Here is an 18,034-nt window from a genome sequence, read left to right on the forward strand (position 1 = left end):
GTTATAATAATTGCGTGGCGGCGCTGTGCCTTCGGTCTTGGTGGAGCCTGCGGAGGCTGGAGAGGCAGGCGGCCGTGGGCCCACTTTTCCTCAAACTGGCCGCCCTCTCTCCCCATGAGGCGGGGGCGGCGAACGGGGTCTTCCCCCGCGGCCAAAGGCAGAGGGGGGCCGCACGGGTGTTTGTGCCCCGCGGAGGCCACACCGAATGGACCATTTTCGCGGGCGAGCCCGTTTTTTTGAGAAGGAGTATAGTATGCGCATCAAAGAGATATTGGCTCTGTTGGAGGAGCACTGTCCCACTGCCCTGGCCGAGAGCTGGGACAATGTGGGTCTTTTGATTGGGGACGGCGAGGCCGAGGTGACGGGGGTGGAACTGGCCCTGGACGTCACCGGCAGGGTCATCGACTCGGCCCTCTCCCACGGGGCCAACCTGATCGTGACCCACCACCCAGTCATCTTCGGCGGCCTGCATCGGCTGGAGGCCGGGTCGCTGCCCCACCGCCTGGCGGCAGAGGGGCTGTCGGTCATCTCGATGCACACCAACCTGGATATCGCCCAGGGCGGGGTCAACGATTGCCTGGCCGCCGCGGTGGGGCTGGGGCAGTTGGCGCCCTTCCGCCCCGACGGCCTGGGCCGCATCGGCCGGCTGGCGCGGCCCCTGGCTCCGGCGGCCTTTGCCTCGCAGGTAAAGACCGCCCTGGGCGCTTCCGGGGTTCGTTGCGCCCTGGGACAGGGTTCGGTGGAGAGGGTGGCCCTCTGCAGCGGGGCCATGGACGGCGGCATGGTGGAGGAGGCCCAGGCCCTGGGGGCCGACGCCCTCCTCACCGGCGAGTGCAAGTACCACGAATTTTTGGAGGCCGCCCACCGGGGGATCACCTTGGTGGCGGCGGGCCACTTTGCCACCGAGCAGGTGGTGCTACCCGCCCTGCAGAAGCTGCTGGAAGAGGCGGGGGTGGAGCGGGTCTTCCCCTCGACCCAGCGAGATGTGGAGGTGTTTTTCTAATGGCTCTGGACGCATTGACCCTCCACCTGCTCTGCGGTGAACTGCGCCAAAAGGTGTTGGGGGGGCGGATCACCAAGATCCACCAGCTCTCGAAGGAGGAGTTGGTGCTCACCCTCTCGGGACAGGGGGAGATCGGGGGCAAGCTCTTTCTCTCGGCCCGGGCCGACGCCCCCCGCATCCACCTGACCGGGGAGCAGTATCCCAACCCTGCCACCCCGCCCATGTTCTGCATGCTGCTGCGCAAACACCTTTCCGGCGGGCGGTTGGCGGACATCCGCCAGCCCGAGGGGGAGCGCATCGCCTTTCTGGACTTTGACTGCCGCAACGAGATCGGCGACGCAGTGCGCCTGCGTCTGGTCATCGAGATCATGGGCCGCCACTCCAACATCGTCCTCCTCACCGAGGACGGCACCATCCTGGACGCGGTGAAGCGGGTGGACATGAGCATGTCCTCGGTGCGGCAGATCCTGCCCACCGGAAAGTACACCCTCCCCCCGGCCCAAAACAAGCTCTGGCTCCTCTCTCACAGCAAGGAGGAGCTGGCCGAGGCGGTGGCCGCCCGCTTTAACGGGGACCTGCACCGGGCCTGTATGAAGACCCTGGCCGGCATTTCGCCGGTGGTGGCGGGGGAGATCGAGCACTACGTCACCAAAGGGGAGCCCTGCGGAGAACTCGCCCCCGCGCAGCTGGACCGGCTGCGGTTTTTTCTGGGGCAGATGCAGGAGACGGTCACCTCGGGGGACTGTACCCCCACGGTGGTGCTGGACGCGCAGAAGGCCCCCAAGGACTTCTCCTTTATGGAGCTGCACCAGTTCGGCTACCCCTTTGAGACCCGCCGCTACCCCACCCTGGGGGAGATGCTCGACGCCTTTTACACCGGGAAGGACGCCTACCACCGGGTCAAACAGCGCTCGGCCGACCTCTTTCACCTGCTGATGGGTCGCATCGAGCGCATCGAGCGCCGGGTGGCCGCCCAGCGGGAGGAGCTGACCGCCTGCGCCCAGCGGGAGGAGCTGCGGGTCTGCGGCGACCTGCTGCAGAGCGCCCTCTACCAAATACAGAAGGGCGACCGGGTGGCCAAGGTGCCGAACTACTACAGCGAGGCGGGGGAGACGGTGGAGATCCCCCTGGACGCGCGGCTGACCCCGGCCCAGAACGCCCAGGCATACTACAAAAAATACCGCAAGCTCTGCACCGCCGAGGAGAAGCTCAAAGCCCTCATCGAACAGGGAGAGGAGGAGATCCGCTACCTGGAGAGCGTCTTTGACAGCCTGACCCGGGCCACCGGGGAGGACGAGCTGGCGGTCATCCGCCAGGAGCTCTGCGACCAGGGCTACCTGCGCCAGGCCGGAAAGAAGGGGAACCGCCCCAAGATGCGCGGCCCCCTGGAATTTGTCCTCGACGACGGCTATACCCTGCTGGTGGGGCGCAACAACACCCAAAACGACCAGCTCACCACCAAGTTGGCCGAGAAGACCGACATCTGGTTTCACACCAAGGACATCGCCGGCAGTCACGCCGTCCTGCTGACCGGGGGGGAGGACTTCGACGCCATCCCGGTGCGGGCCTTCACCCAGGCGGCCACCATCGCCGCCACCCACTCCAAGGCCGGGGATGCCGCCCAGGTGGCGGTGGATTACACCCTGGTGAAAAACATCAAAAAACCCGCCGGCGCCAAGCCGGGGATGGTGGTGTTCGAGCAAAACTACTCGGCCTATGTCACCCCCGACCCGGAACTCTGCCGCCGGCTGCAAAAGAAGTGAGAGGAGAGAGCGCTGTGAGATCCCACCGCAAAGAGCTGCACTTTCAACTGCCTGCCCGGCGGGGACTGGTGAACATCACCCCCCAGGTGCAGCAGGCCATCGACGAGAGCGGGGTCAGAGAGGGGCTCTGCCTGGTCAACGCCATGAACATCACCGCCAGCGTCTTTATCAACGACGACGAGGCGGGTCTCCACCGGGACTACGAGCGCTGGCTGGAGCGGCTGGCCCCGGAAAAGCCATACAGCCAGTACGACCACAACGGCTTTGAGGACAACGCCGACGCCCATCTCAAGCGCACCGTCATGGGGCGGGAGGTGGTCTGCGCCATCACCGGCGGCCGGCTGGATTTCGGCACCTGGGAACAAATTTTTTACTTTGAGTTCGACGGGATGCGGGACAAGCGGGTCCTGATCAAGATCATCGGCGAGTAGAGAGGGGGGAGGGCTGTGGCCAAGAGCGGGGGACAGAAGGGGCGGCTGCTGGCCCTGCGGGAGATCCTTCTGCGCCAGACCGACGAGGAGCACGGCCTCACCCTGGCCCAGCTGCAGGGCGAGTTGGAGGGGCGGGGGCTGGCTGCCGAGCGCAAAAGCCTCTACGACGACATCGAGACCCTGCGCCTTTACGGGCTGGACGTGATGCGGGAGGGGCGGCGCTACTTTGTGGCCGAGCGCCCCTTTCAGTTACCTGAACTAAAGTTGCTGGTGGACGCGGTGCAGGCCTGCAAGTTCATCACCCGGCGCAAATCCGACCAGCTCATCGGCAAGGTGGAGGGGCTCTGCAGCGCCCACCAGGCCCGCCAGCTGCAGCGGCAGGTCTATGTGGCCGGCCGGGTCAAGACCGAGAACGAGGCGGTCTACTTTAGTGTGGACGCCCTGCATGGGGCCATCTCCCAGGGGGTGCAGGTCGCCTTTGTCTACGAGGAGTGGGCCCTGGCCCCCGGTGGGAGGCGGTTTGTCCGCCGGGCCCGCCGGGACGGACAGGCCTACCGGGTCAGCCCCTGGGCCCTCACCTGGGACGACGAAAACTACTACCTCATCGCCTTTGACAGCCGGACGGAGGCCATCCGCCACTACCGGGTGGACAAGATGGCCCACATCCGCCCGCTGCCGGAGATGCCCCGGGAGGGGGCGGACGCCTTTGCCAATTTCGACATGGGGGCCTACTCCAAGGGGGTATTTGGGATGTTCGGCGGGGAGGAGGAGACCCTGCTGCTCTGGTTTGCCCCCACCCTGGCGGGGGTGGTGGCCGACCGCTTTGGCCCCGAGACGCCCCTGCGCCCCGTGGGAGAGGGGTTTGCGGTGCGGGTCAAGGTGCGGGTCAGCCCCCCATTTTGGTCCTGGCTCTTCGGCCTGGGGGCCGGGGCGCGCATCCTCGAGCCGCCGGAGGCGGTAAACGCCTACCTGCGCTACGCCAGAGAGACCTTGGTCCCCTACGGGGAGGGGGAAGGGGAACAATAGAGAGGGGAGACAGCTTGCGGCTGTCTCCTTTTTTTTGCCACATTCCAGAAAAGATTTCGCCCAGCAGGGAGGACAAAAGAAAACAGTCCGTTTTATAGGACAGTGGGTTTTGTATACTGGTACCAGAGAGAACAAAAACCGACGACCTGTGAGGAGGACGGAAGATGGATTGCGAGATTCGCTATGTGAACGGCCATGTGGAAGTGTACGACAGGGGCGGGAGGTTTCAGTTTTCCGCCGACACCGAGCAGGAGGCCCTGCGGGACTTGCGGGACGGCTGGCTGCTGTCTGACCGGGCCGCATAAAAAGGAGGGACCACAGATGAAGAAAAAGCGCTTTGTGACCGTCGTGGGGGGAAAGCACTATCTGGGGACGGAGGTGTTTTCCCCTGGACAGACGCTTGTCTGCAAAAAAGAGCCCCTGAACCCGCACGATGCTGAGGCCGTCTGGGTGGGGGTGTCCCCCGGCTGTCAGGCGGGATACCTGGCGAATAGCCCCTACACGGTAGCCAAGGGGACCATGAGCGCCGGCCGTCTTTACGACCAGGTGCCCGATGTGTTCCGAGTGCGGGTCCTCTTCATGGCGGGCAGCCAGGTCATCTGTCGGGTCTGCCCCGAGCAGTGAGGGAGTTGCGCCCTCCTCCCTGCAGGGGCACTTTAGGGAATTTGGCGCGGTCTGGTGTGCCGGGAGGACGACCCGTAGCGGGTGTATGAGTGCCGCCTGCCTTTACGACCAGGTACCCGATGTGTTCCGGGTGCGGGTCCTCTTCGCGGCGGGTGGCCGAGTCATCTGCCGGGTCTGCCCCGAGCAGTAGGGGAGTTGCGCCCTTCTCCCCGCAGGGACACTGTAGGAAATTTGGCGCGGTCTGGTGTGCCGGGAGGACGACCTGTAGCGGGTGTATGAGTGCCGGCTGCCTTTACGACCAGGTGCCCGATGTGTTTCAGGTGTGGGTCCTTTTCGCGGCGGGGGGCCGAGTCATTTGCCGGGTCTGCCCCGAGCAGTAGGGGAGTTGCACCCTTCTCCCCGCAGGGGTATACTGGAGAAAAATCGGCGTACTCTGGCGCGCCGGAAGGGAGGAGGATGTTCTGTGAAGGGAACGCTGCATGCAGGCCCGGAGGGGACCCGCTGCTATCTGCCCGCGCGCTGGGAGCGGGGGATGCCCGCTGTTCATCTGCTGGACGGCGAGATGGTGGAGGGGATGCTGCCCGAACTGCTGGCCGGACTGGAGAGGGAAGGAGACGCCCTGCCGCCCCTGGCCCTGGTGCTGCACAGCACTGGGAACCGGGACGACGACTACACCCCCTGGCCCGCCCCCAACCTGAAAAAGAGGGACAGGCCTTTTGGCGGCGGCGCGGCGGGATACCTGCCCCGCCTCTGCCGGGCCAAGGAGGCGGCGGAGGCCGCCCTGGGGGCCGACAGCGGCCGTTCGGCCCTGCTGGGATACTCGCTGGGGGGGCTTTTCGCCCTCTGGGCGGCGGCCCAGCCGAACGCCCCCTTCGCGGCCTTTGCCAGCCTTTCGGGTTCCCTCTGGTACGACGGCTGGCGGGAGTACGCCGAGGAGAAGTTGCCGCAGCGGGGACAGGACCTCTTCTACCTCTCTTTAGGGGAGGGGGAGGAGCACACCCGAATGGCGCGGTTGGCCCCGGTGGGGGGCTGTACCCGCGCCCTCTGTAAACAGTTGCAAGGGCGGCTGGACAACCCCGACCGGTGCGTGTTGGAGTGGAATCCGGGCGGCCACATCACCGGGATCGCCGCCCGCCACGAGCGGGCACTGCGCTGGCTGGCGGGCCGCCTTTAGGGGGCGAATGGGGGACCGGCGGTTGTGATTTCGACAGCCCGAACCGGCTTGGCATCTTGGGCGGGGCGGCGAAAGCGCCGCCCCGCTTGCTGCGCCTCTGCCCGGACATTGCCTTTAATGGGAAAAATTGGAGGTATCGCACCCGCTGGCCTCTTTATAGAAGGGGGGATTCTGCACCGATAGAGTCTCAAGCCGTTCCCTTTGTATCCATTCCTTTTTCACTGCTGGGTCGATGCATGCCGGGATTTTAAGCGATTATCCCTAGCACTGTGGCAAGCGGAGACGGCAGCCCTCCCGGCGCGCCAAAACACTGTGAATGCGGTTTTGTCAGGCTGTTCGCTGTGAGCAAAGGGACAATGCAACCTTTGGGGGGAGGGCAAGGGCGAGCCGCCTCATTTTGCAGAGACCGTCCCCGGCGCCGCAGGGGAGAAGCTGTTTTCCACCGCCCGAGGATGCGTCTCCTCTTGCCTGGGGCCGTGAGCCCTCTGCCTGAGGCCATACCTCTCTCACTGACTGAGGCCATGCCCCTGGCGGAAACCGTGTTTCTCCTGTCTGAAGCCATGCTTCCCACTGTCTGAGGCCATTTCTCCATCGCTCGAGATCGTGCTCCTGCCGTCCGAGTCTATGCCCTCGCCGCCGTCCAAAAGCTGGCCCTCTCTGCTTGGTGGCAAGGTGTTTTAAAAAATAGGGTGCCGCGCGGAAAAAGGTACCCTGCACCCGGCCCGTCCGGCGACCGGTGGGACCGTACAAAACTGCGCAAAATATGTCATGAAGGGGTCAAATTTACCTGCTATACTGAAAGTCGGCGACGCTCTGCAAAGATGGGCGCTGCGACAGACGGATGAGAGAGCGGGGGATCGACAGATGGGCGACATCACTGTGCACGGACTGACCCAAACAACCTGAAACACGTCACCTTTCAAATTCCCAAGGAGAAGATTACGGTGTTTACCGGCGTGTCCAGCTCCGGCAAATCCAGCATTGTCTTCGACACCATTGCCGCCGAGTCCCAGCAGCAGATGAGCGCCACCTACCTGGCAGCGGTAAAGGGAGAGGGCGCTTGGTTACCTGCTGTCTGGGGCGTCAGGGGCAAAGAGAGGAATGAAACGATTGTGAGGAGTGTGATATCGTGCTTGAGAGAGTGCCGAGTGCAGAGGAGATGACCGCCTTGGTCGGTCGGCCCCTGTTTGATGTTTGGGTCGCGCTGTGCGCCACCATCGACGAGAGATATGAGATGGACCGCCTCTGGAACGGCGGCGGCAAGGCGTGGACCTATGAGTACAAGTACCGCAGAGGCGGCAAGACACTCTGCGCGCTGTACGCAAGGGAGAAGAAGATCGGCTTTATGGTGATTTTCGGGAAGGCGGAGCAAGCGGCGTTTGAGGCGGAGCGGGGGCAGTACTCACAGCGGGTTCAGGCGATTTACGACGGGGCAAAGACCTACCGCGATGGGAAATGGGTGATGTTTGAGCCGGCCGACCTCTCGATGGTTGACGATTTTGTCCGGTTGCTCGCCATCAAGAGAAGGCCCAACAGAAAATAGAGTTTTCAGGTGGCCGGCAAAACGCCTGCCAAACCGGATAGAGGGAGGACAGACAGATGTTGCGCGATGTTGAGACAGCGATTGGAGAATTGATTGACCGGCAAGGGGTTTCCTTTATCGCCTCCGTCTCGGAGGACGGATTCCCCCACATGAAGGCGATGCTCCCGCCCCGCAAGCGGGTGGGTATCCAGGAGTTTTACTTTACCACCAACACCTCCTCCATGCGGGTGGCCCAGTACAGAAAGGACCCCAAGGCCAGCATCTACTTTTGCGACAGCCGCCTTTTTCGAGGGGCCCTGCTGGTCGGCCGCGTGGAGGTGTTGGAGGACCCCGCCAGCAAGGAGATGATTTGGCGGGAGGGCGACACCCTCTACTACCCTAAGGGGGTGACCGACCCGGACTACTGTGTTTTGAAGTTTGTGGCGACCGGCGGCCGCTACTACACAGACTTTCACTCGCAGAGCTTTGAAATCGCTTGAGTGGGGCGGAGAAGGCGGAGGGGCTGCTCTCCCACCTGGAGAGGTTGCACACGACGCCGGGGGGCGCTGCGCGGGTCAAAAGGAACCTCGCCCTGGACACGGATGATGTGGTGGAGTGGTGCCGGGAGAAGATAGTCTCCTCCGGCACCGCCATCATCAGGACCGGCAAGAACTGGTATGTGCGGATAGACGGCTGCACCATAACGATAAATGCGCACAGCTACACCATTATTACCGCCCATCGGCAGACAGGGGGGCGAAAAGGGGAGTAGGTGTGCCCCGCGACGGGAGGACCTGGACGTCGCTGCGCCCAGTGCGCTTTGGGTAGGCAGGGCCGGAGCTCGGAGAGGTCTGCCAGTGGGGCTGCCTTTAGCGGAGAACAACTCCGATTGTCTGGCTGCCGGCCCACGGCGGCGAGGGGGCGGAGCACCCGCGGATTTTCAGCCGCTGCCGTACTAAGGGGCTTTTGAGTCTGGCATCGAACGAGGCCCACGAAAACTGATGTGGCCGGGCGGAGAGCCCGGATTTTAGGCTCGCGCAGACGGAGAAGGGCAGCCACTTTGGGAAGGTGGCTAGGCGGGATGACAATGGAGCCCAGCGCGAAGACATTGCTCTGAGAGGTTGTTTTGTAAAAGAGAGAGGAGCCTACCGAATAGGGGAGTAGAGGACTTCCCCGTCCCGCCGAAAAGGCGCAGGCCCTCTGGGGGAGGACCAGTGCTGCAAGTAATCTGTGAGCCGCTGCCGGTTTCACCGCGCTGTCAACCCGAGAAGGCGCAGACAAAGCGCCGCCGTTTTTATTCGCCGGGTGGGGTGCGTCGTGCGCGGCAGGGGCGTTTGCTTAAAGGAAAGCTGTGGAACCCTCCGACCCGACCAAGCCGGAAGGCTGTGGCCTTTGGCAGCGGGCGAAGGCATCGTTTGCGGACGGAAAAGCGGTGCTTTGAAGATGTCTTGCCGGGCGGACACAGCCTGAAGTGCCGGGGACAGATTCTCGCGGAGGTTCTAGCAAAGCGCCGCGGCGCTTGGGGTATCTCCTGCAAAAGGAGGAGGGACAGGGAGGCTTTTGCCCCTTTTGTCCCGCATTTGGCCGCCGGGACCCCTCCGGCGGCCATTTTTGCGTGTCGGATCGCAATTCCCCTGTCCCTCTTTCCCCCGACCGGCCTTTTTCGATTGCATCTGGCGCCGAGGATGGTGTATACTGGAAAGTATCAAGGAAAAAGGAAGGAATCATATGGAAAACAGCATGGACCGGCGCTTTGCCGTCCTGATAGACGCCGACAATGTGTCGGGCAAATACATCAAGTGCATCCTCGACGAGGTCTCCAGCGACGGGATCGCCACCTACAAGCGCATCTACGGGGACTGGTCGAGCCCGCTTCTCCAGTCCTGGAAGAGCCTGCTGCTGGACAACTCGATCCTCCCCATCCAGCAGTACGGCTACACCACCGGCAAAAACGCCACCGACTCGGCCATGATCATCGACGCCATGGACATCCTCTACTCGGGGAATGTGGAGGGGTTCTACATCGTCTCCAGCGACAGCGACTTCACCCGGCTGGCCGCCCGGTTGAGGGAGTCGGGGATGTACGTGGTGGGGATGGGGGAGAAAAAGACCCCCCAGCCTTTCATCAGCGCCTGCAACAAGTTCCGCTACCTGGAGATCCTGGCGGAGACCGCCGCCCAAGCCGCCGAGAGTGAGGAGACGGAACAGCTGGAAGCGGAGACCGAGACCCCCGAGACCGCCAAATGCGCCCCCGCCACCGGCGGCTCCCAGCAGATGACCTCGCAAAAGACCATCCGCAAGGCCATCCGCAACATTGTGGAGGAGATTTCCGACGAGGACGGCTGGGCCTTTACCGGCGAGCTGGGGAGTGTGCTCACCAAGCGCTACCCCGATTTTGACGTCCGCAATTTCGGCTTTAAGAAGCTGACCCCCTTTCTCAAGTCCCTGGGGATGCTGGACATCAAGGGCATCCGCTCGGCCGACGGAAACAGCAAGGTGGTCTATGTGCGCCTTCTGGAGCAGAAAAAGACCGGCGGCAGGGGCGGACGGTAGGCCTGCTTCCCCCTTTAAAACGGGTTGGAGAGGTCGATCTTGACTCAATTGCAGGAGGCAGTGCGCCGCTGGGGAAATTCTCTGCCAGCGTTACAGGCTTGCTAAGTAGGGACATATACTGAATTGAAATTGTGAAATATGCCCGGATGGAAGGCTGAATAGCCGTTGCTTCGGCAGTTTTCGCGCCCTCAATTTGCGAAAGGGAAAGACCTGCGCCCATTTGAATAGTGACATGACCACCTGTTTTGGCAGGTGGTTTTTTCTATGCCCACGAGGAGGTGAAGTGATGAGAGGGCCCTGCAACCTGCAAATCGAGCAGGCCGGGGCGGGGGCAAAAGGTAGATAGGAACAAGAGGCTTCCGATGAAAGCCCTCTTTTTGGAAAGAGCCTCGTCTTCCTCGCCCTGCAGAAAAATCCCACCGCCCAACAGAAAGCCCCTGCCGCCCTCCTAGAAAGGAGGGCGGCAGGGGCTTTTATCACCTTATCCGGTTTGGGATAAGACTGCCGAGAATGTGGGGCCGCCTGAACCGATTAGCGGTTCTCCTGGGCCTCTTCTTCCTCTTCGTCTTTCTTGAAGAGGAGGGTGAAGGCCTGAGCGGCGATGCCGACGGCGAAGAAGATGGTCCAGATGTCGGCGATGCGGAAGCGCCAGACCATGGGCTGGGTCACGAAGAAGAGGACAACCAGCAGGGTGGCGATACCGGCCAGGATACCCTTTTTGCCGAGGGTGCGCTTTTTGCTCAAAGCGCCGGCGATGGCGAGGATCAGGGCGACAGCGGCGCCGATCAAGTCGAGCAGGGTCATGCGGTCAGCACCGGGGGCTTGGGCCTGCGGGGTCTCATTGTCGAGGATCTCCTCGGTGGGGCCGTCGACCGGGGTCTGTGCCTCGGGGGTCTCGTTGTCGGGGATGGTCACCTGGTCAGCCGGGGTGTTGTTGGCCGGCGTGTTGTTGGCCGGCGTGTTGTCAGCGGGAGTATTGCCGCCGGGGGTGACAGCCGGGGTGACGGGGTTGGTCGGGTTGACCGGGGCAGTGGGATCAGTCGGGATAGCGGGGTCGGTCGGAATGATGGGGTCGACCGGGCCCACAGGGGGCTCCTCCTCATCCGGCGGGGTGGGGTTCACGGGCCCTTCGGGCTCGACCTCCCGCCAGAGGGCGGTGACGGTCAGTTCGCCGGTGACCTTCGAAAAGTCGGTATCCCAGCCGGCAAATTCCCAGCCCTCATCAGGGGTGGCCTGAGGGGCCACGGCGGCTTCGCCGTGCCAGATGGTCTGCCGGGCGTCGCCAGAGACGGTGCCGTGCTCGCCGGGTAGGAAGGTGACGGTGTAGGAGGCCCGGTTGTAGAGGGCGGTCAGCTCGATGTCGGAGGTGAGACGGGTGTCGATGTCGTAGAGGTTGCCGTCTTTGTCGGCCCAGCCCTGGAAGGTGTAGCCGTCGTTCATGGTGGGGTCGGGCAGGTCGGCCAGCTTGCCGTAGTTGGGGACGCTGGCGGTGCTGCTCTCCAGGCTGCCGGCGGCAGCGGGCAGAGCAAAGGTCACGGTGTTCTCCTTGGCCTGGTAGACCAGGGTGTAGGTGTTGTCGCCGGTGACTTTGGGATCGGTGGTCAGCAGATTGCCGTCCTTGTCGTAGACGCCCACCGCCTCATAGCCGATGAGGGTGGGGAACAGCTGGCGGTCGGTCATGCCGTGGAGGACGGTGCCCTCCTGCACGGGCAGGGAGCTGTCTTCCAGGGTGACAGGGGCCTCCTCGTCGCCCTGCAGAGCCGAGACATTTTCCAGGGGGTTGCCGTCGGTGTCTCTGAACTGAGAGGTGACGGTAAAGGTCTTTTCCTCCCAGAGGGCGGTCACGGTCAGCTCGCCGGTAATCTTCGAGAAATCGGCGCTCCAGCCGGCAAACGCCCAGCCCTCATTGGGGACAGGGGTGGGGGCCACTGCGGCCTCGCCGTGGTAGACTTGCTGGTTGGTCTCCCCTTCCAGGGAACCGTGCTCGCCGGGCAGGAAGGTGACGGTGTAAGAAAGGTGGGTGATGTCGGCGGTCAGTTCCAGGTCGGAGGTGATGCGGACCGAGGGGTCGTAGGCACTGCCGTCGGGCAGCTTCCAGCCGTGGAAGACGTAGCCGTCGTTGGCGTTGAAAGCGGGGGCGTCCAGCTTGGCGTAGAGGGGAACCGAAATCGACTCGCTCTCCACCGAACCGGCGGCGCTGTCAAAGTGCAGGGTGACGGTGTAGTTGACCGGGGTGTAGCGGACAAAGTAGGCGTTGTCGTGGGCCATCCCTTTGACCTCCACCGCATCGGTGGTCACCTTGTTGCCGTAGTTGTCGTAGATGCCCTCAAAGGTGTAGCCCACCAGGGTCTTGGCGGCGGGGAGGGTGTACTCGCTGCCGACGGGAATCTTGTCGTGCTGTTCGTCGATCAGCGTCAGGGGCTGCTCGCTGTCGCCCACCAGTTCGCTCACCTGGCCGAGAGGGGCACCGGTGGCGCTGTTTTCGTAGAAGATGGTGACCACGTTGGTCTGCCGGGAGAACTGGGCCACGTAGGTGATGTCGCCGGCGAGGGGAGCTTTGACATTTTTCTGGTTGGGGCCGATGGCGATCTTGTCGCTGCCCTCAGCGGCCCAGCCGATGAAGACGTAGCCGGATTTGGCATTGACGGTGGGGACCTTGACGTTGGCATTGCCGTAGACCGACTGCACCGGTTTGCCGCCGGAGATGGAGCCGGCGCTCTCGTTCACCTGGAAGGTGACGGTGTTGAGGCGGGGGCCGCCAACGGCCACGTCGGCGCTGGCGACAGCGGTGCCGTCTTTCAGGTGCAGCTGGGCGGTGAGGATCGCCGAGGCGTTGTTGTTTTGCAGTTTGGTGACGGTGTAGGTGTTTTCGCTCCCTTTGGGGGAGACGCCGAAGTTCTCGTTGCCGGCAAAGGTCAGGTAGCTGCCGCTCAGGTCGGTCTTGCCGATCTCGGCGGTGTAGGCCTCAGGGATGGTGACGCTGCCGAAGTTGTCGACCTCGGGGCAGGCAATGAGGGTGTGCTCGATGTTGTTGCGGTCCCTGGTATAGACTTTGACGGAGACCTTGTAGCTGGTTCCGGATTTCAAATCGACCCGGTTGCCGCCGCCGGCGCCGAGGATGAACTGCTGCTCGACCCAGTAGCCGTTGCCGACTCCCTCCAGCTTGTGGTTGCCGTCGAGGGGGTAGTGGATGGTGGTGTGCACCGTCTCGCCCTGTCCCTTCGGGGTAAAGGTGTACTCGATGCGCTGGATGTCGTAGTAGGTGTCGGTGTAGGAGCCGCGCACCAGCTTGAAGCCGAGCTGGAAGCCCTTGTCGCTCACCGTCTTGGCGACGGTGTTTTCCAGCGAGGGGGCGAAGGCGACGTCCCCGCTCTCCCCATTTTTGAGGGAGAGGTTGGCGGGACTGGCGGCCAGGGAGGCAGTCAGCTTGTAGGTGACGGTTTCGATGTTGTGGGGGGCGGTGATGGAGTAGGTCTTGTGGTCGAACTTGACTTCGGTGTCATATTTGGAATTTTGCTCGGTGACCGAAGAAGAGCCGATGCCGGATTCCGGCTTGTTGGCAAAGGCGGTGGCGGGGAAGCAGCCCAGTGCCAAAACAAGGGCGGTCAGGCAGGCCAGCACTCGTTTTTTCATGTTGATTTCCTCCTCTATTGCAGTGTTTCAAGCGTCACGAAAGGCACGCGATCTCTGTTTCTATCCCCATTCTATCGGCGAGCGGTCACAGAACCGGTCACGAAACCGAAATTTTTACAAAAAAGGCAAGAAGTTTTTTAACGGCTGCCGGCAGGGGGCGGGGAGGGCGCGCCCTCGCCCTGGCGAAAAGGAGGCAAAAAGAGCCCCGGACAGCGGCGTCCGGGGCGGAGGGAGGACCTGTTCAGACGATAGGGGAGAGCTCTCTGGCCTTGGGCTGCAGCCGCACCCCTTTGGGGGGCTGCTCGGCGGCAAAACATTTCTGCAGCCGCTCGGTGATGATCTCCACGTCGGAGAACTGGCGCACCGAGAGCATGAGGATATACTGGCTTTTGGAGTAGCGGGAGAAGACGTCCCCCTTGCGCAGGGCGCGGGAGATGGCGCTCTTGAGTTTGAGCATGGCAGTGACGTTGAGGTCTTTGGGCAGCACCCCGCCGCTGGGCTTGGTGAGGGTCAGGAGGAGGAGCACCACGTTGTTGCCCGCCCGCTCGGCGCTGCGGGCCACCATGTGGTAGATGTGCTTGAACATCTCATACGGGCAGAAATAGGCGCCGCGGATGGGCCGCTGGTCCTTGGTGATTTCGGCCAGGTCCTCCTGGATCTGCTGCAGGTCCTGCTCGATGAGGTTGGTGCCTTCGCTGGCCCAGAAGTAGATCTGGCGGATCTCGGCGCACAGCCGCTCCCCCAGCTCGTCGTAAAAGAGGTTGGCGGTGATGGGGTAGTAGTTGAGGATGGCCTTCTTCATCCCCAACTGCTGCATGGCGGTGAACATATAGAGGTAGATGGGCTCCCGCAGGGGCTCGATGAGGTTTGCCTTGCGGCAGATGGCCAGCACCTCCTCGCAGTGCTCGCTCGAGGGGTCTTTGAGCAGTTGGGCGCAGACCCTGTCCACCGCGTCCAGGTAGAGGCGGCGGTAGTAGACGTTGTACTGCACGATCCACCGCTGGGTGGGGAGGTTTTGCAGCAGGTCCCCCGAGTAGAGGGAGAAGAGGGCCTTTCCCGCCCGGAGGAGTTCGCCGTCGGACACGCCGGGGCGGGTGATGGTGCGGTAGCACTCCTCGGCCTCCTCGGTGTCCAGCTCTACCGGGAAGTCGGGGGTCAGCTGGTAGCGGTTTTTGGAGCTGCGGATACAATCCCCTTCCAGCCCCGCGTCCCGCAGCTGTTTGCGCAGGTTGTAGATGGCGTTTTTCAGGGCGCCGGCGGGATTTTCCAGGTCCTCGTCCTCCCAGAGGGCCTCGATGAGCTGCTCGTTGGTCACCGCCTCCTGCCGGTGCAGCAGCAGGTAGGCAAAGGCCTCCGCCGGGCGGCCCAGCCGGCCCTTGCTCTCCAACAGGACCCGGTCGCCCTGCACGGCGCGCAGCCCCCCAAAGAGGCGGACAGTCAGTGTGTTCACGGCAATGCTCCTTTCTCCCGCGGGCCTAGCGGCCGGCCTGCAACTTTTTCTGCATGGTTTCCAAATTGAGGCAGTACATGGCGGCGGTCTCGGCCGAGATGGCCCCCTGTTTCCAGAGTTCCAGCAGGCTTTGGTCCATGGTGCGCATCCCCTGGTCGGCCCCGGCGAAGATGGCCGAGTCGATTTGGTGGCTCTTCTGCTCCCGGATCATGTTTTTGATGGCGGGGTTGACCAGCATGATCTCAAAGGCGGGGACCAGCGCCCCGTCCAGGGTGGGGACAAGCTGCTGGCAGATGACCGCCTGCAGCACCATGGACAGCTGCACCCGCACCTGCTGCTGGGCGTTGGCGGGGAAGACGTCGATGATGCGGTCGATGGTGTTGGCCGCCCCGGTGGTGTGCAGGGTGGAGAAGAGCAGCTGCCCGGTCTCGGCGGCGGTCATGGCCACCTCGATGGTCTCGTAGTCGCGCATCTCCCCCAGCAAGATGACGTCCGGGCTCTCCCGCAGGGCCGCCCGCAGCGCCCGCACATAGCTGCCGGCGTCGCTGGTGATCTCCCGCTGGGTGACGATGCACTTCTGGTGGCGGTGGATGTATTCGATGGGGTCCTCCATGGTGATGATGTGGCCCTCGCGGTTTTGATTGATGTGGTCCACCATGCAGGCCAGGGTGGTGGACTTGCCGCTGCCGGCGGGGCCGGTGACCAGCACCAACCCCTTGGTCTTTTCGGCGATCTGCATCACCACCGGGGGGATGTGCAGGTCCTCCGGCTGGGGAAGGCCGAAGCGGATGACCCGGATCACCGCCGCCAGACTGCCCCGCTGGCGAAAGATGTTCACCCGAAAGCGCCCCAGGTTTTGAATGGAGAAGGAGAAGTCGTCGTCCCCCTCCAGGGCGAAGTGGGGGGACTGCTCCTTCCCGGCGATCTCGTAGACGGCTTTGACCACCGCCGCCGTCCGGTCGGGCATCAGCCGCTCCCCCTCGGTGCGGACGATGTGCCCGTTTTGCCGGTAGGAGAGGGGGAGTCCGGCGATGACGAAGATGTCTGACGCCCCGCAGTCCACCGCCTGTTTCAAAATAGCTGTGATGTCCATTGGCCTGATACCTCCCGGATGAATGGATGTGTTGACGGCCCTAGCTCTGGCCGTCCCAGAGCCCGCCCTGGGGACCGCCCCCCTCCCAGGGGGTGATCACCTGCCAGCCGCGCACCCGGTAGCGGGTCGTGCCGCCGGTCAGCTCGACGGTGAGCTGCAACTGCCGTTCCCCCTGGTCGCCCAGGGTGGCGACCAGGGTCTTGCCCTCCCACCGCAGCTGCCCATCCAGCCGCTGGGCGGCCAGGGCCTGCAGGTCGGCGGGGCTTTGGTCTCCCGCCTCGAGGAGGAGGGCGTCCAGCTGGGCCAGCCACTGCTGGCCCGCCAGCTCCAGGGCATAGGTGGTGCGGGTGGTCTCGCCGCTGCGCTCGGCCAGCTTGCGGTCGGCCGCGGCGGTGGTGAGGGAGAGCACCGCCAGGGCCGCCAGGCAGATGCTCATCACCACCAGCAAGATGGTCAGGGCCCCGGTCTTGACCGGCTGTTGGCCCGCTGTCTGCCGCCTCACGGCTGTCCCCCCTCTCCCTGCCAGTACCGGCCGGTCTCCAGGGAGAAGCTGGCCTTCTCCCCCCGCCCGGCGGAGATCTGGGCCCGGGCCAGCCGGCCGCCGGCGGTCTCCTCCGCCCGCAGCTCCACCAGCACCCAACCGTCGCCCCCCCCGAGGGGGAGGCGGGCGGTGTAGCGGTCCCCGTCTCGGGACAGTTGGGCCCCGGCGCCCTGTACGGCCGCCGCCCAATCCTCCAGGGTGGGGGCGGCAGCCAGCCGCTCCGCCTCCTCCTCGGCGGCGAACTCGGCCCGGGTCATCTCCTCGGCCAGGTGGCTGCTTTGCAGGGCGGTGGAGAAGAGCTGGGCGATGACCGCGGCGGTGCAGAGGAGGAAGAAGAGGGTGATGGCCGTCTCCACATAGAAGGCGGCGCTTCGGTTGCGGCGGCTCATTGTTCTCCCCCCTCTGTGCTGCGCAGGGCGTAGGAAAAGGCGCTTCCATCTATTTGCAGGTGCAGGGTGTCCCCCTCCCGCCGGGCGGAGAACTGCCCGGCGGGGCAGACCACCTGGGCCAGAGAGGGGTCGCCCCCCTCCCCGGCGGGGAGGTATTCCTCCACCAGGTTGCCGTTTGCCAGGTAGATGCGGGTCTCAAAGACCTCGTCCCCCGCCCGCTCGGAGAGGACCAGAACGTCCCCTGCCGCCCCGGTCTCGACGGCGGCCATCCCCGCCTGGTCGCCGCCGCGCAGCTTGGTCAGCAGATAGGCGCGCCCGGCCCGGGCGGCCTGGTTCCCCTCCATCCCGGCCACGGTGTCCCGGTAGCTGGAAGAGCCCAGGATGACCAGGAGCAGCATCGCCAGCAAAAAGGAGAAAAAGACGGCCGTCGCCGAGGCGAACTGCCCCCCCGCCTGCTTTTTCTTCACGCCTGATTCCCCCTTTCCTCGGCCGCTCTCGCCGTCAGCTTTCTTTTTCCAGCACGGTGATCTGGGGCGCCACATTGGGGGCGAGGATGTTGTAGTCCACAATGTAGCGCCGGTGGTTGATCTGCAGCCCGTAGCGCTCTTCCAGGTACTGCAAGTCGGCGGGGTAGGCCCCCTCGACGGCGTAGCACTGCACCACCGCCCGGCGCACCGCCGCCTCGGCCGAGGCGGCCGACTGCCGGCTCAGATCCCCCTGCACCCTGGGCAGCAGCAGGAGACAGCCGGTCAGCAGCAGCGCCGCCAGCGCGAGGAGGAGCAGCCGGACCCGCCGGGCCCGCCGCCGCTGGGCAAACGAGGTGTACACAGCA

General features: G+C 64.1%; 18 protein-coding genes. 11 read left to right on the plus strand and 7 right to left on the minus strand.

Going from position 1 to position 18,034, the window contains the following annotated elements; translation table 11 throughout:
• Positions 1-253 precede the first annotated feature (253 nt).
• The 11 genes from BN3266_RS08135 (at position 254) to BN3266_RS08180 (ending at position 10,096) form a co-directional block, all read left to right on the plus strand.
• On the plus strand, positions 254-1,003 hold the full coding sequence (locus BN3266_RS08135; RefSeq protein ID WP_059004772.1) for a Nif3-like dinuclear metal center hexameric protein: 750 nt from the start codon (positions 254-256) through the stop codon (positions 1,001-1,003).
• Positions 1,003-2,766, plus strand: coding sequence for an Rqc2 family fibronectin-binding protein (locus tag BN3266_RS08140; RefSeq protein WP_059004773.1), 1,764 nt, complete (start codon positions 1,003-1,005; stop codon positions 2,764-2,766). The genes BN3266_RS08135 and BN3266_RS08140 overlap by 1 nt, the downstream gene beginning before the upstream one ends.
• Positions 2,767-2,780: 14 nt before the next feature.
• Complete coding sequence (locus BN3266_RS08145) at positions 2,781-3,197, plus strand: secondary thiamine-phosphate synthase enzyme YjbQ (RefSeq protein ID WP_059004774.1); 417 nt, start codon at positions 2,781-2,783, stop codon at positions 3,195-3,197.
• Between the two features lie 15 nt (positions 3,198-3,212).
• On the plus strand, positions 3,213-4,223 hold the full coding sequence (locus BN3266_RS08150) for a helix-turn-helix transcriptional regulator (protein ID WP_059004775.1): 1,011 nt from the start codon (positions 3,213-3,215) through the stop codon (positions 4,221-4,223).
• Between the two features lie 164 nt (positions 4,224-4,387).
• Positions 4,388-4,528 carry a hypothetical protein gene (locus tag BN3266_RS14070; protein ID WP_195891613.1) on the plus strand — a complete coding sequence of 47 codons (141 nt, stop codon included), beginning with the start codon at positions 4,388-4,390 and terminating at the stop codon, positions 4,526-4,528.
• 16 nt (positions 4,529-4,544) lie between these two features.
• Positions 4,545-4,847 carry an HIRAN domain-containing protein gene (locus tag BN3266_RS08155; protein WP_059004776.1) on the plus strand — a complete coding sequence of 101 codons (303 nt, stop codon included), beginning with the start codon at positions 4,545-4,547 and terminating at the stop codon, positions 4,845-4,847.
• A 463-nt stretch (positions 4,848-5,310) separates the two neighbouring features.
• Entirely contained in the window at positions 5,311-6,021 is a 711-nt protein-coding gene (locus BN3266_RS08160; RefSeq protein ID WP_059004777.1) for an alpha/beta hydrolase, read from the plus strand.
• A gap of 1,129 nt (positions 6,022-7,150) precedes the next feature.
• A complete protein-coding gene (locus BN3266_RS08165) occupies positions 7,151-7,564 on the plus strand; it encodes a DUF3788 domain-containing protein (RefSeq protein ID WP_059004778.1) in 414 nt (137 codons plus the stop codon).
• Positions 7,565-7,620: 56 nt separating this feature from the next.
• Positions 7,621-8,043, plus strand: coding sequence for a pyridoxamine 5'-phosphate oxidase family protein (locus BN3266_RS08170; protein ID WP_059004779.1), 423 nt, complete (start codon positions 7,621-7,623; stop codon positions 8,041-8,043).
• Entirely contained in the window at positions 8,040-8,315 is a 276-nt protein-coding gene (locus BN3266_RS08175) for a DUF3781 domain-containing protein (protein ID WP_059004780.1), read from the plus strand. Before BN3266_RS08170 ends, BN3266_RS08175 begins: the two co-directional genes overlap by 4 nt.
• A 956-nt stretch (positions 8,316-9,271) precedes the next feature.
• Complete coding sequence (locus BN3266_RS08180; protein ID WP_059004781.1) at positions 9,272-10,096, plus strand: NYN domain-containing protein; 825 nt, start codon at positions 9,272-9,274, stop codon at positions 10,094-10,096.
• Positions 10,097-10,627: 531 nt separating this feature from the next.
• On the opposite strand, the gene BN3266_RS08185 is transcribed toward BN3266_RS08180, so the two are convergent.
• The 7 genes from BN3266_RS08185 to BN3266_RS08215 form a co-directional block, all read right to left on the minus strand.
• The gene (locus BN3266_RS08185) at positions 10,628-13,729 is read right to left on the minus strand and encodes an InlB B-repeat-containing protein (protein ID WP_059004782.1); all 3,102 of its coding nucleotides are present in this window, start codon (positions 13,727-13,729) and stop codon (positions 10,628-10,630) included.
• 241 nt (positions 13,730-13,970) lie between these two features.
• Entirely contained in the window at positions 13,971-15,179 is a 1,209-nt protein-coding gene (locus tag BN3266_RS08190) for an AfsR/SARP family transcriptional regulator (protein WP_059004783.1), read from the minus strand.
• A 25-nt stretch (positions 15,180-15,204) separates the two neighbouring features.
• Positions 15,205-16,272 (minus strand): type IV pilus twitching motility protein PilT, encoded by a 1,068-nt coding sequence (locus tag BN3266_RS08195; protein ID WP_021661360.1) that lies wholly within the window; start codon positions 16,270-16,272, stop codon positions 15,205-15,207.
• Between the two features lie 40 nt (positions 16,273-16,312).
• Positions 16,313-16,774: a hypothetical protein gene (locus BN3266_RS08200; RefSeq protein WP_059004784.1), complete on the minus strand. Its 462-nt coding sequence runs from the start codon at positions 16,772-16,774 to the stop codon at positions 16,313-16,315.
• A complete protein-coding gene (locus BN3266_RS08205; RefSeq protein WP_059004785.1) occupies positions 16,771-17,202 on the minus strand; it encodes a hypothetical protein in 432 nt (143 codons plus the stop codon). Before BN3266_RS08205 ends, BN3266_RS08200 begins: the two co-directional genes overlap by 4 nt.
• Positions 17,199-17,669: a DUF4860 domain-containing protein gene (locus BN3266_RS08210; RefSeq protein WP_059004786.1), complete on the minus strand. Its 471-nt coding sequence runs from the start codon at positions 17,667-17,669 to the stop codon at positions 17,199-17,201. Before BN3266_RS08210 ends, BN3266_RS08205 begins: the two co-directional genes overlap by 4 nt.
• A 34-nt stretch (positions 17,670-17,703) precedes the next feature.
• Positions 17,704-18,030: a hypothetical protein gene (locus tag BN3266_RS08215; protein WP_059004787.1), complete on the minus strand. Its 327-nt coding sequence runs from the start codon at positions 18,028-18,030 to the stop codon at positions 17,704-17,706.
• Positions 18,031-18,034: the final 4 nt, after the last annotated feature.

This window comes from Bittarella massiliensis (ex Durand et al. 2017), from assembly GCF_001486165.1.
Classification (GTDB): domain Bacteria; phylum Bacillota; class Clostridia; order Oscillospirales; family Ruminococcaceae; genus Bittarella; species Bittarella massiliensis.

What these genes read in the sequence shown, in the direction of transcription:
- BN3266_RS08135 (WP_059004772.1), top strand. Translation starts at nt 254, where the DNA reads ATGCGCATCAAAGAGATATTGGCTCTGTTGGAGGAGCACTGTCCCACT.
- BN3266_RS08140 (WP_059004773.1), top strand. Translation starts at nt 1,003, where the DNA reads ATGGCTCTGGACGCATTGACCCTCCACCTGCTCTGCGGTGAACTGCGC.
- BN3266_RS14070 (WP_195891613.1), top strand. Translation starts at nt 4,388, where the DNA reads ATGGATTGCGAGATTCGCTATGTGAACGGCCATGTGGAAGTGTACGAC.
- BN3266_RS08155 (WP_059004776.1), top strand. Translation starts at nt 4,545, where the DNA reads ATGAAGAAAAAGCGCTTTGTGACCGTCGTGGGGGGAAAGCACTATCTG.
- BN3266_RS08170 (WP_059004779.1), top strand. Translation starts at nt 7,621, where the DNA reads ATGTTGCGCGATGTTGAGACAGCGATTGGAGAATTGATTGACCGGCAA.
- BN3266_RS08180 (WP_059004781.1), top strand. Translation starts at nt 9,272, where the DNA reads ATGGAAAACAGCATGGACCGGCGCTTTGCCGTCCTGATAGACGCCGAC.
- BN3266_RS08185 (WP_059004782.1), bottom strand. Translation starts at nt 13,729, where the DNA reads ATGAAAAAACGAGTGCTGGCCTGCCTGACCGCCCTTGTTTTGGCACTG.
- BN3266_RS08195 (WP_021661360.1), bottom strand. Translation starts at nt 16,272, where the DNA reads ATGGACATCACAGCTATTTTGAAACAGGCGGTGGACTGCGGGGCGTCA.
- BN3266_RS08205 (WP_059004785.1), bottom strand. Translation starts at nt 17,202, where the DNA reads ATGAGCCGCCGCAACCGAAGCGCCGCCTTCTATGTGGAGACGGCCATC.